Annotated in this window: 13 protein-coding genes; 9 read left to right on the top strand and 4 right to left on the bottom strand. The window is 68.1% G+C overall.

The genetic code is table 11. The annotated features are described in order from the left end of the window. The first annotated feature begins 31 nt into the window (after positions 1-31). Entirely contained in the window at positions 32-1,114 is a 1,083-nt protein-coding gene (locus BA895_RS14280; RefSeq protein ID WP_070192565.1) for an S-(hydroxymethyl)mycothiol dehydrogenase, read from the top strand. Then, positions 1,111-1,791, top strand: coding sequence for an MBL fold metallo-hydrolase (locus BA895_RS14275; RefSeq protein WP_254666475.1), 681 nt, complete (start codon positions 1,111-1,113; stop codon positions 1,789-1,791). The genes BA895_RS14280 and BA895_RS14275 overlap by 4 nt, the downstream gene beginning before the upstream one ends. 82 nt (positions 1,792-1,873) lie before the next feature. Here BA895_RS14275 and BA895_RS14270 read toward each other — a convergent pair whose 3' ends face one another. Beyond that, positions 1,874-2,659, bottom strand: coding sequence for a hypothetical protein (locus tag BA895_RS14270; protein WP_070192564.1), 786 nt, complete (start codon positions 2,657-2,659; stop codon positions 1,874-1,876). A 61-nt stretch (positions 2,660-2,720) separates the two neighbouring features. Between BA895_RS14270 and cysS the strand changes: the two genes are divergently transcribed. The 4 genes from cysS (at position 2,721) to BA895_RS14250 (ending at position 6,803) form a co-directional block, all read left to right on the top strand. After that, on the top strand, positions 2,721-4,229 hold the full coding sequence (gene cysS / locus BA895_RS14265; RefSeq protein ID WP_070192563.1) for a cysteine--tRNA ligase: 1,509 nt from the start codon (positions 2,721-2,723) through the stop codon (positions 4,227-4,229). 1 nt (position 4,230) lies between these two features. Next, a complete protein-coding gene (gene rlmB, locus BA895_RS14260; protein WP_070192562.1) occupies positions 4,231-5,214 on the top strand; it encodes a 23S rRNA (guanosine(2251)-2'-O)-methyltransferase RlmB in 984 nt (327 codons plus the stop codon). A gap of 241 nt (positions 5,215-5,455) precedes the next feature. Beyond that, a complete protein-coding gene (locus BA895_RS14255) occupies positions 5,456-6,313 on the top strand; it encodes a DUF929 family protein (RefSeq protein WP_070192561.1) in 858 nt (285 codons plus the stop codon). 7 nt (positions 6,314-6,320) lie between these two features. Next, on the top strand, positions 6,321-6,803 hold the full coding sequence (locus BA895_RS14250; protein ID WP_070192560.1) for a vitamin K epoxide reductase family protein: 483 nt from the start codon (positions 6,321-6,323) through the stop codon (positions 6,801-6,803). On the opposite strand, the gene BA895_RS14245 is transcribed toward BA895_RS14250, so the two are convergent. From BA895_RS14245 to BA895_RS14235, 3 genes are all read right to left on the bottom strand, one after another. Continuing rightward, the gene (locus BA895_RS14245) at positions 6,787-8,031 is read right to left on the bottom strand and encodes a DUF4032 domain-containing protein (protein WP_070192559.1); all 1,245 of its coding nucleotides are present in this window, start codon (positions 8,029-8,031) and stop codon (positions 6,787-6,789) included. The two genes, BA895_RS14250 and BA895_RS14245, sit on opposite strands and share 17 nt — an antisense overlap. Beyond that, positions 8,028-8,696, bottom strand: a complete 669-nt coding sequence (locus BA895_RS14240) for a Pr6Pr family membrane protein (RefSeq protein ID WP_070192558.1) — start codon at positions 8,694-8,696, stop codon at positions 8,028-8,030. Before BA895_RS14240 ends, BA895_RS14245 begins: the two co-directional genes overlap by 4 nt. A gap of 113 nt (positions 8,697-8,809) precedes the next feature. Continuing rightward, positions 8,810-9,913, bottom strand: a complete 1,104-nt coding sequence (locus BA895_RS14235; RefSeq protein WP_070192557.1) for an ABC transporter ATP-binding protein — start codon at positions 9,911-9,913, stop codon at positions 8,810-8,812. A 342-nt stretch (positions 9,914-10,255) separates the two neighbouring features. Here BA895_RS14235 and BA895_RS14230 point away from each other — a divergent pair, with 342 nt between their 5' ends. The 3 genes from BA895_RS14230 to BA895_RS14220 all read left to right on the top strand — a co-directional run bounded on the left by BA895_RS14230 (position 10,256) and on the right by BA895_RS14220 (position 14,258). Then, a complete protein-coding gene (locus BA895_RS14230) occupies positions 10,256-11,578 on the top strand; it encodes a maltose ABC transporter substrate-binding protein (RefSeq protein ID WP_070192556.1) in 1,323 nt (440 codons plus the stop codon). A gap of 152 nt (positions 11,579-11,730) precedes the next feature. Beyond that, positions 11,731-13,317 (top strand): ABC transporter permease subunit, encoded by a 1,587-nt coding sequence (locus tag BA895_RS14225; RefSeq protein WP_070192555.1) that lies wholly within the window; start codon positions 11,731-11,733, stop codon positions 13,315-13,317. Next, positions 13,317-14,258, top strand: coding sequence for a sugar ABC transporter permease (locus tag BA895_RS14220; protein WP_070192554.1), 942 nt, complete (start codon positions 13,317-13,319; stop codon positions 14,256-14,258). The genes BA895_RS14225 and BA895_RS14220 overlap by 1 nt, the downstream gene beginning before the upstream one ends. The last annotated feature ends 7 nt before the right edge of the window (positions 14,259-14,265 follow it).

Raw genomic sequence — 14,265 nt, 5'->3', positions numbered from 1 at the left:
CCAACGCACCAACGCACTCGAAGGAGCCGTCATGTCGCAGACCGTCAAGGGAGTCATCGCCCGCAGCAAGGGAGCCGACGTCGAGGTGGTCGACGTCGTGGTGCCCGACCCCGGCCCCGGCGAGGCGGTGGTCAAGATCGACGCCTGCGGCGTGTGCCACACCGACCTGCACTACCGCGAGGGTGGCATCAACGACGAGTTCCCCTTCCTGCTCGGTCACGAGGCGGCCGGGGTCGTCGAGGCCATCGGTGCGGGCGTGACCGAGGTGGCCGTGGGTGACTTCGTCATCCTCAACTGGCGAGCGGTGTGCGGTCAGTGTCGGGCCTGCCTCAAGGGCAAGCCGTGGTACTGCTTCGACACGCACAACGCCAAGCAGAAGATGACGCTGACCGACGGCACCGAGCTGAGCCCGGCGCTCGGGATCGGCGCGTTCATCGAGAAGACCCTCGTCGCCGCGGGGCAGTGCACCAAGGTGGCGCAGGCCGATGCGGGCGCTGTCGGCCTCCTGGGCTGCGGCGTCATGGCCGGCTTCGGGGCGGCCGTCAACACGGGCAACGTGACTCGAGGCGACTCGGTCGCGGTGATCGGATGCGGCGGAGTCGGCAACGCCGCCATCGCCGGAGCGCAGGTGGCCGGCGCCACCACCATCATCGCGGTCGACATCAGCGACGAGAAGCTCGAGCAGGCCAAGCGCTTCGGGGCCACCCACACGGTCAACAGCAAGGCCGTCGACCCGGTGGAGGCGGTGCGCGAGCTGACCGGTGGGTTCGGCGCCGACGTGGTCATCGAGGCGGTCGGCCGGCCCGAGACCTACGAGCAGGCCTTCTACGCCCGCGACCTGGCCGGCACGGTGGTGCTCGTCGGAGTGCCGACCCCCGAGCTGGAGGTGACTCTGCCGCTCATCGAGATCTTCGGCCGTGGCGGCGCCCTGAAGTCGAGCTGGTACGGCGACTGCCTGCCGAGCCGCGACTTCCCCATGCTCGTCGAGCTGTACAAGCAGGGCCGGTTCGACCTCGACGCGTTCGTCACCGAGCGCATCGGCCTCGGTGACGTCGAGGCGGCGTTCGCGAAGATGCACGGCGGCAACGTGCTGCGTTCGGTGGTGGAGCTGTGAGCGACCAGGCGGCATCCATCGCGCAGGTGGGAGAGACCTCGCCCGGCGGTGTGCGCATCGAGCACACCACGACCGACGGCACCTTCAGCCTCGACGGCGGCACGTGGGAGGTCGAGAACAACGTCTGGGTCATCGGCGACGACACCTCGTGCGTGGTCGTCGACGCGCCCCACGTCGCCGGTCCGATCCTGGCCGCGATCGGTGACCGACGGCTGACCCACATCCTGCTCAGTCACGCCCACGACGACCACGTCACCGTCGTGCCGGAGCTGCTCGAGGCTCATCCGGAGGCGAAGGTGGCTCTGCACCCTGACGACCGGGTGCTGTGGGACCAGACCCACGAGGGCCTGCTGCCTACCCTCGACCTCGCCGACGGCCAGGTCGTGCAGGTGGGCGACGTCGAGCTGTTCGTGCTGCACACGCCGGGTCACTCACCCGGTTCGTGCTGCTTCCACGCCCGCGACCTGCTCACGGTCTTCAGTGGCGACACCCTGTTCAAGGGAGGCCCGGGGGCGACCGGTCGTTCCTACTCCGACTTCGACACGATCGTGGTCTCCATCCGCGAGAAGCTGTTGGTGCTCGACCCCGAGACCACGGTGCTGACCGGCCATGGCCACTCGACGACGATCGGGGCCGAGAAGCCCGACGTCGAGGAGTGGATCCGCCGAGGCCACTGACCGCCCGTCTGCCGCACAGTGCGTACGAAAGTGGCCACTCGACTGGAACACCCGGTCGAGTGGCCACTTTCGTACGGCGTGGTCAGCCGCGAAGCGACCCCGGCGCCTTGTCGTGCAGCAGGCTGATCTTCTGCCAGATCTTGCGACTCATGCCCGTCGTCATCGACTCGATCTCGCTCACGGTGTCGAGCACGAGGGCGTCGGTCGACTCCTCGGCGCACAGGGCCGCGCCCTTGGCGGTGAGCGAGAGCAGCTCGCTGCAGTAGTCGAGGTAGAGGGCGTAGTCGCGCACCGACATGGTGCGGGGGCTCACCACGTCGTCGCCCACGGGAGCGACCGGAAACGCGGCGGGCAGCAGCACCGCCGGATCCTTGCTCATCTGGTGCATGTCGATGATGTGGGCCATCGACCGGAGGCGGTGCAGGTAGCCGATGAGCGACCTGCGCACCACCCGGTCGGCGAGGGAGAGCAGGAACCAGATCGCGATCCCGGCGAACACCAGGTCGTTGATGCCGCTCTCGACGACGGGGAGCCATTCGAAGGCGCGCAGCGCCCCGGCTTCTGCCACGCCGTCGCGCACGGCGCTGCCCGTGGCCACCACGACGACCACCAGGATCACGGCGATCAGAGTTCGCGAGAGCCAGGTGAGCGCCGCCCGGGCGCGACTGGCCCGGTTGGCGCGGTCGAGGAGGTCATCGACCACCTCGCCCAGCTCTCGGGTCACCGACCGCAGGCCGGGGTGACGTGGGAGGTAACGGTCGATGCGTTCACCCAGGTAGACGATGACGGCACGCACCTCGTGGCCGTCAAGACGCTGGTAGCTCGTCAGACGCGGCTCTCCCCGGGCGGCCTCGGGCTGGCTGGGCATGCGGCGAGCGTAGCGGGCGCTGTGGCGGGGGGCCGTCTCCTGCGCCGATAGACTCGGGCGGGTGACTCTGCAACTGTTCGACACCTCCGCCCGCGAACAGCGGGACTTCACGCCTCGTGAGCCGGGCCGGGTCGGCATCTACATCTGCGGCCTCACGACGCAGGGCGAGCCGCACATCGGGCACATTCGTTTTGCCGTGGCGTTCGACGTGCTGCGCCGCTGGCTCGAGGTGGGCCACGGCTTCGAGGTCACCCTCGTGCGCAACGTCACCGACATCGACGACAAGGTGCTGCGCAAGGCCGCCGAGGCGGGGGAGCCCTGGTTCGCCCTCACCTACCGCAACGAGCGGCACACCGCAGCCGCGCTCGACGCGCTCGGAGTGCTGCCGGCCACCTACGAGCCGCGCGCCACCCGGCACGTGCCCGACATGGTGGCGCTCATGGAGACGCTGATCGAGAAGGGCCACGCCTACGCGGCGCCCGACGGCAGCGGCGACGTCTATTTCGACGTGCGGTCGTGGCCCGACTACGGCTCGCTCAGCAACCAGTCGATCGACGACATGGCGAACGCCGACGACGCCGACCCGAGAGGCAAGCGCGACCCGCGTGACTTCGCGCTCTGGAAGGGCCGGAAGCCCGCCGAGCCCGAGAGTGCGTCGTGGCCGACCCCGTTCGGCCCGGGCCGGCCCGGGTGGCACCTCGAGTGCTCGGCGATGGCGCGCCGTTGGCTCGGCGACGAGTTCGACATCCACGGCGGTGGCATCGACCTGCGCTTCCCGCACCACGAGAACGAGCAGGCCCAGTCGCGGGCCGCGGGTCTCGGGTTCGCACGGTACTGGCTGCACAACGCGTGGGTGACGGTCAAGGGCGAGAAGATGGGCAAGTCGCTCGGCAACGCGCTGGCCGTGCGTGAGCTGCTCAAGACCACCCGCCCGATCGCCTTGCGCTACTACCTGACGGCAGCCCACTACCGCTCGATGATCGAGTACCACGAGGGCTCTCTGGAAGAGGCGGCCAGCGCCGTCGAGCGCATCGAGGGCTTTCTCGAGCGAGCCTCCCGCCGGGGTGAGATCGCGAGGTTCGCAGGTGCCGGGTCAGACACCCACGGCCTGGATGCCGGTGGGCCGGCTTTGGCGCCACCGTTCCCGGCCGAGTTCGTCGCCTCGATGAACGACGACCTCGGCGTCTCGGGTGCCCTCGCGGTCATCCACGACACCGTGCGAGCCGGCAACATCGCGCTCGATGACGGCGACGACGAAGCCGCCCTGGATGCGGCCGCCGCGGTGGTGGCCATGACCGACGTGCTGGGGGTGAACCCCCTGGCCGAGCACTGGCACCACGAGGGTGACGCGGGAGCCATGGCCGCGCAAGAGGCGCTCGACGCCCTGGTGCGGGGCCAGCTCGACGCGCGCCAGGCTGCCCGGCAGGAGCGTGACTTCGACCGCGCCGATGCCATCCGCGACCAGCTCGCCGCAGTGGGCATCGAGATCACCGACACACCGTCGGGTGCCCGCTGGGCGCTGGCTCGACGGAGCTCGACCGACACCTCCTCTCCCAACTCGAAGGACTGACATGCCAGGCAACTCCCAGCGGCGCGGGGCCGTACGCAAGGGCGGCAAGGGTGCCACCGTCGGCTCGGGCGGGCAGCGCAAGCGTGGCCTCGAAGGGCGCGGACCGACCCCCAAGGCCGCCGACCGCGAGTACCACTCCGCCCACAAGCAGGCCCGCACGGCCGCCAAGCGATCTGGGGCCTCCTCCGGTTACGGCGCCCCTTCTCGTGGCCAGGGCGGGCCGGCCCGGTCGGGCCGCAAGAACAAGGCGAGCAGTGAGATGGTCGCGGGGCGCAACTCGGTGCTCGAGGCACTGCGGGCCGACATCCCGGTGTCGACGATGTACATCGCGAACCGCATCGACACCGACGACCGGGTGCGTGAGGCGCTCAAGATCGCCACCGGTCGAGGTCTGGCCATTCTCGAGACCCCCCGCGGCGAGCTCGACCGGCTCACCGACGGCGCTGTGCACCAGGGGCTCGCCCTGCAGGTGCCGCCCTACGAGTACGCGCACCCCAGCGACCTGATCGACCCCGAGCTTCCCGGCATCCCGCTCGTCGTGGCCCTCGACGGCATCACCGACCCGCGCAACCTCGGGGCCATCATCCGTTCGGTGGCTGCGTTCGGCGGCCACGGGGTCGTGGTGCCCGAGCGTCGGTCGGCGGGCCTGACCGCCTCGGCGTGGAAGAGCTCCGCAGGCGCCGCGGCCCGCGTGCGCGTCGCCAAGGCGAGCAACCTCACCAGGGCGCTAGAGGAGTACAAGAAGGCCGGGTTCTTCATCCTCGGGCTCGACATGGAGGGCGATGTCGAGCTGCCCGACCTGACGCTCGCCGCCGAGCCGCTCGTCATCGTGACCGGTTCGGAGGGCAAGGGACTCTCTCGGCTGGTCCGCGAGACCTGCGACCAGATCGTGTCGATCCCGATGGTTTCGGCGGTCGAGTCGCTCAACGCCGGCATCGCGACCAGTGTGACCCTCTACGAGATCGCCCGTCAGCGTCGTCGCTGAGCTCACCGGGGCCGGCCTCCGACGATCGAACGGCGGCCGGTTTTGGCCTTTCGGCGGATTTCGGTCATCCTGTGCGAGAAGTGTGCCGGACCGTTTCAGCGACCCTCGGGAACTCTGCGGACCGGCCACAGGTTGTTCAAGCGTCGCCACGACTCGTTGATGCGGTCTACCGTGGCGTCGGCACGTGTCACGTGGCGCCAGCCGCGCGGCATCCAGAACTGACAGATCGAGGACGAACCCGGTGGCGAAGAGCAGCAGAGCGGCAGCGACCGAGCGCGCAGCACAGATGCGGGCCGAGGCGGTGCGCAAGGACCGACAGCGCAAACAGGTGATCGCTGCGGTCGTCGCCGTGGTGGTGATCATCATCGCGGTCGCGGTCGGCTCGGTCATCGCGAACCGGCCGGCGCCCGCGCCCGCCGCCGGCGGAAACGCCGGCGCCGCTGCCCTGTCGAAGCTGACCACCATCCCGGCCGCGACCTTCGACGCGGCCGCCGCACCGACCGCCGAGCAGGTGCCGGTCAAGCTTGCCGGAGCCAGCGAGATCAAGGTCGACGGCAAGCCGCGCGTGCTCTACGTCGGAGCGGAGTTCTGCCCGTTCTGCGCCATCGAGCGCTGGGCGCTCATCGCTGCCCTGTCGCGGTTCGGGTCGTTCGAAGGCATCACCGAGACGACGAGCAGCTCGGCCGACACTCTGCCCGACACCCCGACCTTCTCGTTCCTCAAGGCGAAGTACACCAGCGACACCGTCGCCTTCACCTCGGTCGAGACCCAGGACCGCGACGGCAAGCCCCTGCAGACACTCGAGGGTGAGAACGCCGCGCTGTTCCAGAAGTACAACACCCAGGGCAGCATCCCGTGGATCAGCTGGGGCGGCACCCACGCCACCTCGGGGGCGACCGTCAAGGGTCAGGCCTTCGAGGGCAAGACCTACGAACAGATCATCACCGGCATCCTCGACCCGAGCTCTGAGCTCGGCAAGAGCGTGCTGCCGGCCGCCAACGTCATGACCGCCCAGCTCTGCGACCAGAACGGCGGGAAGCCCACCAACGTGTGCACCTCCGCCGGTGTGCTGGCGGCCTCCGCGCTGCTGAAGAAGTGACCGGCTGATGGTGCGTGAACGCCCGGGCTGGCTGGCGCCGACGACGCTGACGTTCAACGTCGCGGGGCTGCTCGTGTCGGCGTACCTCACCTACGAGCACCTCACCGACAACGCGACGCTCGCCTGCAGCATCGGCGGAGTCGTCGACTGCGCCAAGGTGACCTCGAGCGCCTGGAGCACCTTCATGGGCGTGCCGGTCGCGCCGCTCGGCCTCGTCTTCTTCGCGGTCTCACTGGTGCTGTGTCTACCGGCGGTGTGGCGTCGCGGCGAGGGGTGGCTCGACCCGGTTCGGCTGGCGTGGCTGACGATCGGCCTCGGTATGGCGCTCTACCTGGTGTGGGCCGAGCTCTACCGCATCCACGCGATCTGCCTCTGGTGCACCGGAGTTCACGTGCTGACGTTCCTGCTGTGGATCACGGTGCTCTTCGGCCAGATCCTGTCGGGCCCGGCGCACGACCGAGCCCGGCCGGGCGTCAGAGCGGGCCGCTGATCACCGGCATCTCCTGGGTGTCGACGCCGAGCACCGCCTTCTCCTCCGGTTTGGAGGGGAGCACGGCCGAGAGATAGTCGGCGAGGGCGTCGCCCACCATGACGTCGTGGCCGGCTCGCTCGCTCATGTACCAGCGGTGCTCGAGCACCTCGTGGAAGACCTCGGCCGGTTCGAGACGGCCGGTCAGGTCGCGCGGCACGGCACGAACCACCGGTTCGTAGACCTTCGCGAGCCAGTCGTGGGCGAGGATCTCCTCGTCTTCACCCTGACGGTCGGTGGCGGCGGCGTAGGCGTCGAGGTCGTTGAGCAGACGCCGTGCCTGGTTCTCGCCGACGTCGAGCCCGGTGAGGCGCAGGAGGCGGCGGGAGTGGTGCCCGGCATCCACGACCTTCGGGGTGATCACCATCTCGGTGCCCCCGATGTCGGTGGTGATCGACAGCTCGTCGACGTCAAAGCCGAGGCCGTTGAGCCGGCGGATGCGCTCCTCGACCCGCCAGCGGTCGCCCGCCTCGAACTGCTCGGTGGCGGTCAGCTCGTCCCAGAGGGAGTGGTAGCGCTCGATGATGGATGCCGCCACGTCGAAGGGGTCGGCGCTCTCTTCGAGGAAACCACCGGCATCGAGGTCCATCAGCTCTCCGGCGATGTTGACCTGGGCGATGTCGAGGTCGTGCTCGCGTTGTCCGCGCGACAGCTTCGGGTGCAGCTCTCCGGTCTCGGCGTCGACGAGGTAGGCCGCGAAGGCGCCGGCGTCACGACGGAAGAGCGTGTTCGACAACGAGACGTCGCCCCACCAGAAGCCATCGAGATGCAGCCGCACGAGCAACAGCGCCAGAGCGTCCATGAGGCGAACGGCGGTGCCGGGCCGGAGGTTCTGGCTGTAGAGGGCGCGGTAGGGCAACGAGAACTGCAGGTGCCGGGTGATCAGACACGCGTCGAGCGGCTCGCCAAACGCATCGGTGCGGCCGTGCACCACACCGAACGGCTCGACCGACGGCACTCCGAGGCGGCGTAGGTTGCGCAGCATCGCGTACTCGCGGTCGGCGATGTCGGCCTTGATCTCCTTGACGGCCAGCACCCGGGGGCCCAGCTTGACGAACCGCACGACGTGACGCGAGATGCCACGGGGCAGGGCGGCGAGGGTATCCTCCGGCCAGTCCTCCAGCGGCGTCGACCACGGGAGGTCGAGCAGGGCGGGGTCGGGCCGGGCGGTGGTGATCTCGAGTGTCACGAGGAGATCGTGTCACGATCGGGGACGCGCGTGGGCAGGCGCCGGTCGGCCCACCGTGCGGCGGCGGCCAACGCGAAGAACAGCACCGCGATGAGCGCGCAGTTGACCAGCGTGCGGCCGTAGCCGATCTGGTCGACGTTGATGAACGGGTACGGGTACCAGCCGACGAACGGACCGAGGGCGAGGGTGGCGACGAGCCAGAGCACGGGCCAGATGAGGGAGGGGAGCAGGTCTTCGCGGCGCACCTTGCCCCGCGGGCCGAAGGCCAGCCACCCGACGAAGGTGAGCGCCGGCACGACGATGTGCAGCAGTCGGTCGCACAGCAGGTTGAGCGCCGAGTACGAAGGTGAGGGTGGCAGTGCGACGAACGCGACGATGCCGGTGACGGTGATGCCGACGAGCGAGGCGAGCCGGATGACGCGGAAGACCTGCCCGGCGGTACGTCGGGCCACGATGAACCCCATCGCCACGGCCACCAGGAAGTTCGACTGGATGGTGAAGTAGCAGAAGAAGCGGCGCACTCGTTCGAGGTCGGAGACGGGTTTGGCCGCCCCCTCGAGCACGTTCTGACCGGAGACGATCAGTGCCAGCTGCAGAACCAGCGCGACGACGGCCACCGTGAGGGTCGCGATGTGCCAGTAGCGACCGAGGCCCGATTTTGTCACGGGGGTGAGCCTAGGGCGTGTGGACCCCAAAAGGGCAGCTCGCGCGCCGTTCTCCGAAAGCGTGGCTTGCGGGTCACGGGCGCGAACTGCCCTCTCGTTGCGGTGCTGGGTCGTCAGTCGCCGATGCGTTCGCCCGAATCGGCGTTGAAGACGTGCACGTGACCACTCTTGGGCTTGAGGTGGATGACCGTGCCCTTCTCCGGGGGGCGACGACCGTCGACGCGGGCGATGAACGGGACCGGGCCGCCGGTCTCGCCCGTGGAGGCGAGCAGCTTCTGCTCGGTGGAGCCGTAGATGTAGGCGTCGGCGCCGAGCTCTTCGACGACGTCGACCGTCACCGGGATGCCGCTGCCGTCGTCAGAGAGCTCAAGGTCCTCGGGGCGCACTCCGAGGGTCACGTTCTTGCCGGCACTCTTGAGGGCGTCACGCTCGACGGGAACGGTGTGACCGCCGAGGTTGACACCGCCGTCGGTGACCGAAGCCTCCATGAGGTTCATGGCCGGCGAGCCGATGAAGCCGGCGACGAAGACGTTCTGCGGGTGGTCGTACATGCGGCGCGGGCTGTCGCACTGCATCAGGATGCCGTCCTTGAGCACGGCGACCCGGTCACCCATGGTCATGGCCTCGACCTGGTCGTGGGTGACGTAGACGGTGGTGACACCGAGACGGCGCTGCAGCGACGCGATCTGCGTGCGCGTCTGCACGCGCAGCTTGGCGTCGAGGTTCGACAGCGGCTCGTCCATCAGGAACACCTGGGGTGAGCGCACGATGGCGCGGCCCATGGCAACGCGCTGGCGCTGGCCACCGGAGAGCGCCTTGGGCTTGCGGTCGAGGTAGGGCGAGAGGTCGAGGATCTTCGCGGCCTCTTCGACGCGCTTGCGGATCTCGCCCTTGTCGACGCCGGCGATCTTGAGCGCGAAGCCCATGTTGTCGGCGACCGTCATGTGCGGATAGAGCGCGTAGTTCTGGAAGACCATCGCGACGTCGCGGTCTTTGGGGGAGAGGTTGGTCACGTCGCGGTCACCGATGAGGATGCGGCCGGCGTTGACCTCTTCGAGGCCGGCCAGCATGCGCAGTGAGGTGGACTTGCCACATCCGGAGGGGCCGACGAAAACGAGGAACTCGCCGTCTTCGATCTCGATGTTGAGCTTGTCTACCGAGGGAACGGGGTTGCCCGGGTACTGCCGGGTCGCGTTGTCGAACGTTACTGTTGCCATGGCGCCATTGCCTTCCTTCACCGGCAGGAACGTGCCGGACGATCCGTTGTAAAGGGCATGCTCGCCCGGTCGGGCGGCAGGCCCATCATGTCTCAACAGTGTCGTCACCGCTACCCCCGGTCGACTGACGACCGCGTGGCGCTGCGGTTCTCGACGCCGAACCAAGACGCACCGAGGGCGTGGTTCGACCACGTGGCGGCGGTCTCTCTCCGCCGTCATGGAGGGGTCGAGATCAGATCGTTGCAAAAAATTGCTGCAAGAAGGGTGGATCTTGCAGGGACCTTCTTGCTAACCTCACGCCACCGGTGGCGGCGTGTGCCACCTGGCTTCGAAGGAGAATCCATGCACAAGCGTGTCATCGGCGCGATGGCCATCTCGGGCGTTGCCGCCCTGGCCCTCAGCGCCTGCGGCGGGTCGTCAACCCCGTCCACCCCCGGTACGGCGGCCCCAGCGGCCAACGACACCAGCACCAGCGCGGCGGCCCCCAAGCCGTCATCGACGACCGACGCGCCCGTGCGCGACGCGAACGTCGACCTCGTCATCTGGACCGACGCCGACCGGGCTCCGACGGTGAAGAAGATCGCCGACGCCTTCGGGCAGGAGCAGGGCATCACCACCTCGGTGCAGATCGCCGTCAACACCCGCCAGCAGTTCAAGGACGCCACGAAGGTGGGCAAGGGCCCCGACATCGTGGTCGGCGCCCACGACTGGCTCGGTGAGCTCGTTCAGGAGAACACGGTCGCCCCGATCCAGCTCTCGGCCGACACGGCATCACAGTTCAGCAGGCAGTCGATCAACGCGGCCAAGTTCAACGGCCAGAACTATGGCGTGCCCTACGCGGTCGAGAACATCGCGCTGATGCGCAACACCGCCCTCGCCCCCGACGCCCCCAAGACCATGGACGAGCTGGTCGCGTCGGGCAAGGCGATCAAGGCGAAGAACCCCAAGGTCACCAACGTGCTGCTGCAGCAGGTCGGCAAGGTGGGTAACGCCTACTACACCTACCCCTACATGAGCGCCTTCGGTGGCGGCATCTTCGGAGCGTCCGCAGACGGCGGGTTCGACCCCAAGAAGGTCATCGTCGACAGCAAGGGCTCTGTGCAGGGCGCCGAGGTGCTGGCCAAGCTGGGCAAGGAGGGCGTGCTCTCGACGAACGTCGGTGACGACAACGCCGAGGGCCTCTTCGACGCCGGCAAGGCGCCGTACTTCTTCACCGGCCCCTGGGCCACGACGAACGCCAAGAAGGCGAACATCAAGTACGCCATCAGCGACCTGCCCACCCTTGACGGTGGCGGCCAGATGCAGCCGTTCCTCGGCGTGCAGCTGTTCTACGTCAGCGCCAAGGCCAAGAACGCCGCCATCGCGCAGGAGTTCGTGACGAACTACCTCACCAAGAAGGACGTTCAGCTCGAGCTGTTCAAGGCCCTCGGCCGCCCGCCGGCCCTCACCGCCGCCTACGACGAGGTCGCGGCGTCAAACCCCGACGTCAAGGCGTTCTTCGAGGCCGGCAAGGACAGCAAGCCGATGCCGAACATCCCGGCCATGAACTCGGTCTGGGGCCCGCTCGGCCAGGCGTCGGCCGACGTCATCGCCGGCAAGGCCGGAGCCCAGGCGCGCTTCGCGTCGGCTCAGAAGGAAATCGTCGCCAACATCAACAAGGGCTGACCAGCCCTTGAGTTTGACCCATCCGGGTGGTCGGCGCTCTGCGGTGCCGACCACCCGGATGGCGATGCGCCACTGAGGTCGCAATCCTGCACAGCAGGCGCGCCCCGACCTGCCCTCGCGCTCTCGCTCCCTGCTCAGGATAGAGGTCTCCCATGTCTTTGGCCACCAAGACGCCGCCGGCACCGGCGAGCCCGCCCACCTACCACAGCCCGAAGCCCCCGCTGTGGGCCGTCATCGTCAAGTGGGCTGCGCTCGCCCTGGTCGTCGTGGTCGCGTTCTACCTCGCCACGCGGCTGGCCGACGAGGGCTACGGGCTCTACATCGTCATCCTCGCGATCGTGGTCATGGCGGTGCTCGTCGTCTACTCGACCCGACGCAGCATCCCGATGAAGTACCTGCTCCCCGGTCTCATCCTGCTGCTCGGCCTGCAGGTGTGGCCGATCATCATGACCGTGAGCACGGCCTTCACCAACGGCCAGACGATCACCAAGGCAGAGACCATCACGGCCATCGAGCGCAACTCCGTGCGGGAGGTGGCGGGCGCACCCCGGTACAAGCTCAGCATCGCGGTGAAGGAGGGTTCCGACGTTGCCACCGGCAACCTCTTCTTCCTGCTCACCAGCCCCGACGGTGCCCTGAAGGTCGGCGACGAGAAGGGTCTGTCCGACCTGCCGGCCGACGGTGTGGTCAAGACCGACTCGGGCAAGATCACCAAGGCCCCCGGGTTCACCGTGCTCAACGCTCGCCAGATTAACGCACGCAAAGACCTGGCGACCTTCGCCGTGCCGAGCACCGACGGCAGCGGCATCAAGGCGGTCGGGCTCAGTGAGGCCTTCGAGGGCCGCGCCACCGTGACCTACGACGAGGCCAGTGACACGCTGAAGAACACCGCGACCGGCCAGGTGTACGTCGTCAAGGACGCCCGGTTCGTGCCCCAGGACGGCAAGGGCCAGGCCTTCCCCCAGAAGTGGGTCGAGAACGTCGGGTTCAAGAACTTCCAGACCATCCTGACCGACTCGTCGATCCGGAGCGGGTTCCTGAAGATCTTCGCCTGGAACATCGCGTTCGCGGCGCTCTCGGTGATCACCACGTTCATCCTCGGCATGCTGCTGGCGCTGCTGTTCAACGACGAGCGACTCAAGGGCAAGAGCTACTACCGGGCCCTGCTCGTGTTGCCCTACGCCATACCGGGATTCGTCACCTCGCTGCTGTGGGCTTCGATGTTCAACCAGGACTACGGCCTGGTCAACAGCCTGACGCATCTCGACGTCGACTGGCTCGGCAACCCGTGGGCGGCCAAGGCCGCCATTCTCATCGCCAACCTGTGGCTCGGCTTCCCGTACATGTTCCTCATCACCACCGGGGCCCTGCAGTCGATCCCGTCTGATGTGCGGGAGGCCGCCAAGATCGACGGTGCCGGCCCGGCCCGCACGCTGCGGTCGATCATCATGCCGCTGCTGCTCGTCGCGGTCGGGCCGTTGCTCATCGCCTCCTTCGCCTTCAACTTCAACAACTTCAGCCTGGTCTACCTGCTGACGGGCGGTGGGCCGTTCGACTCCGACAACACGAGCATCGGCAACACCGACCTGCTCATCACCTACGCCTTCCGGCTCGCCTTCAGCGGCACCTCGCCCGACTACGGGCTCGCGGCTGCCGTCTCGATCATCATCTTCTTCATCGTCGCGATCATGAGCTACGCCGGCTTCCGTCGCACCGCTTCTCTCGAGGAGGTCAACTGATGTCCACCGAACCCGCTTCGCTCGCCGCGCCGGCGGCCACCACGATCAGGGCGAAGACCGCCCACGGCACCGCGACCACGGCCCAAGGCCCTCGAGGCCTCGGCAGGTCGGTCTGGTGGCGGCACGGTCTCGCCGTCGTGGCGCTGATCTGGGCCCTGTTCCCGATCGTGTTCCTCATCTCGGCTGCCTTCAACCCGTCCGGCACGCTGAACTCGGCCGAGCTCATCCCGAAGAGCTTCTCGATGAGCAACTTCGACACCCTCTTCAACGACCCGGCGCGACCGTTCACCACCTGGTTCAAGAACTCGCTGTTGGTGGCCTTCATCGGAGCCTTCGGCCAGGTCTTCATCGGAGCCTGCGCGGCGTACGCCTTCTCGCGGATGCGGTTCAAGGGTCGCCGAGGTGGGCTGCTCAGCCTGCTGTTGCTGCAGATGTTTCCGGCCCTGCTCACCTTCGTGGCGCTCTACCTGATGTTCGCCAAGATCGGTGACATCATTCCGGCCCTCGGGCTCAACACCGTGCTCGGCCTCGGCCTGGTCTATCTCGGCGGCGCCATGGGGGCGAACGTCTGGCTCCTCAAGGGCTACTTCGACACGGTGCCGCGAGAGCTCGACGAGGCGGCCAAGGTCGACGGCGCTTCACACGCCCGGATCTTCTTCACGATGATCCTGCGTCTGACCATGCCGATCCTCGTCACGACCTTCATGATCTCGTTCATCGGCCTGTTCAGCGAGTTTCTGCTCGCCTCGATCTTTCTGCAGGACGTCAGCTCGCAGACCGTCGGCGTCGGGCTCTACAGCATGAGCATCGGCAACGAGAAGAACCGGCTGTTCGGTCAGTTCGCCGCCGGGGCGCTGCTCTGCTCGATTCCCGTCGTGGCGCTCTACCTGTCGGTGCAGAAGCAGATCGTCGGAGGCCTGACCACCGGTTCGGTGAAGTGAGCGCTCA

Source organism: Humibacillus sp. DSM 29435 (assembly GCF_001758225.1).
Taxonomy (GTDB): Bacteria; Actinomycetota; Actinomycetes; order Actinomycetales; family Dermatophilaceae; genus DSM-29435.
Note: the sequence above shows the minus strand (reverse complement) of the source record. Positions and strands in the feature narration are given on the sequence as shown.

Coding starts and splice junctions, on each gene's coding strand:
- rlmB (WP_070192562.1), top strand. CDS start 4,231: ATGCCAGGCAACTCCCAGCGGCGCGGGGCCGTACGCAAGGGCGGCAAG.
- BA895_RS14280 (WP_070192565.1), top strand. CDS start 32: ATGTCGCAGACCGTCAAGGGAGTCATCGCCCGCAGCAAGGGAGCCGAC.
- BA895_RS14230 (WP_070192556.1), top strand. CDS start 10,256: ATGCACAAGCGTGTCATCGGCGCGATGGCCATCTCGGGCGTTGCCGCC.
- BA895_RS14235 (WP_070192557.1), bottom strand. CDS start 9,913: ATGGCAACAGTAACGTTCGACAACGCGACCCGGCAGTACCCGGGCAAC.
- BA895_RS14225 (WP_070192555.1), top strand. CDS start 11,731: ATGTCTTTGGCCACCAAGACGCCGCCGGCACCGGCGAGCCCGCCCACC.
- BA895_RS14250 (WP_070192560.1), top strand. CDS start 6,321: ATGGTGCGTGAACGCCCGGGCTGGCTGGCGCCGACGACGCTGACGTTC.
- BA895_RS14270 (WP_070192564.1), bottom strand. CDS start 2,659: ATGCCCAGCCAGCCCGAGGCCGCCCGGGGAGAGCCGCGTCTGACGAGC.
- BA895_RS14220 (WP_070192554.1), top strand. CDS start 13,317: ATGTCCACCGAACCCGCTTCGCTCGCCGCGCCGGCGGCCACCACGATC.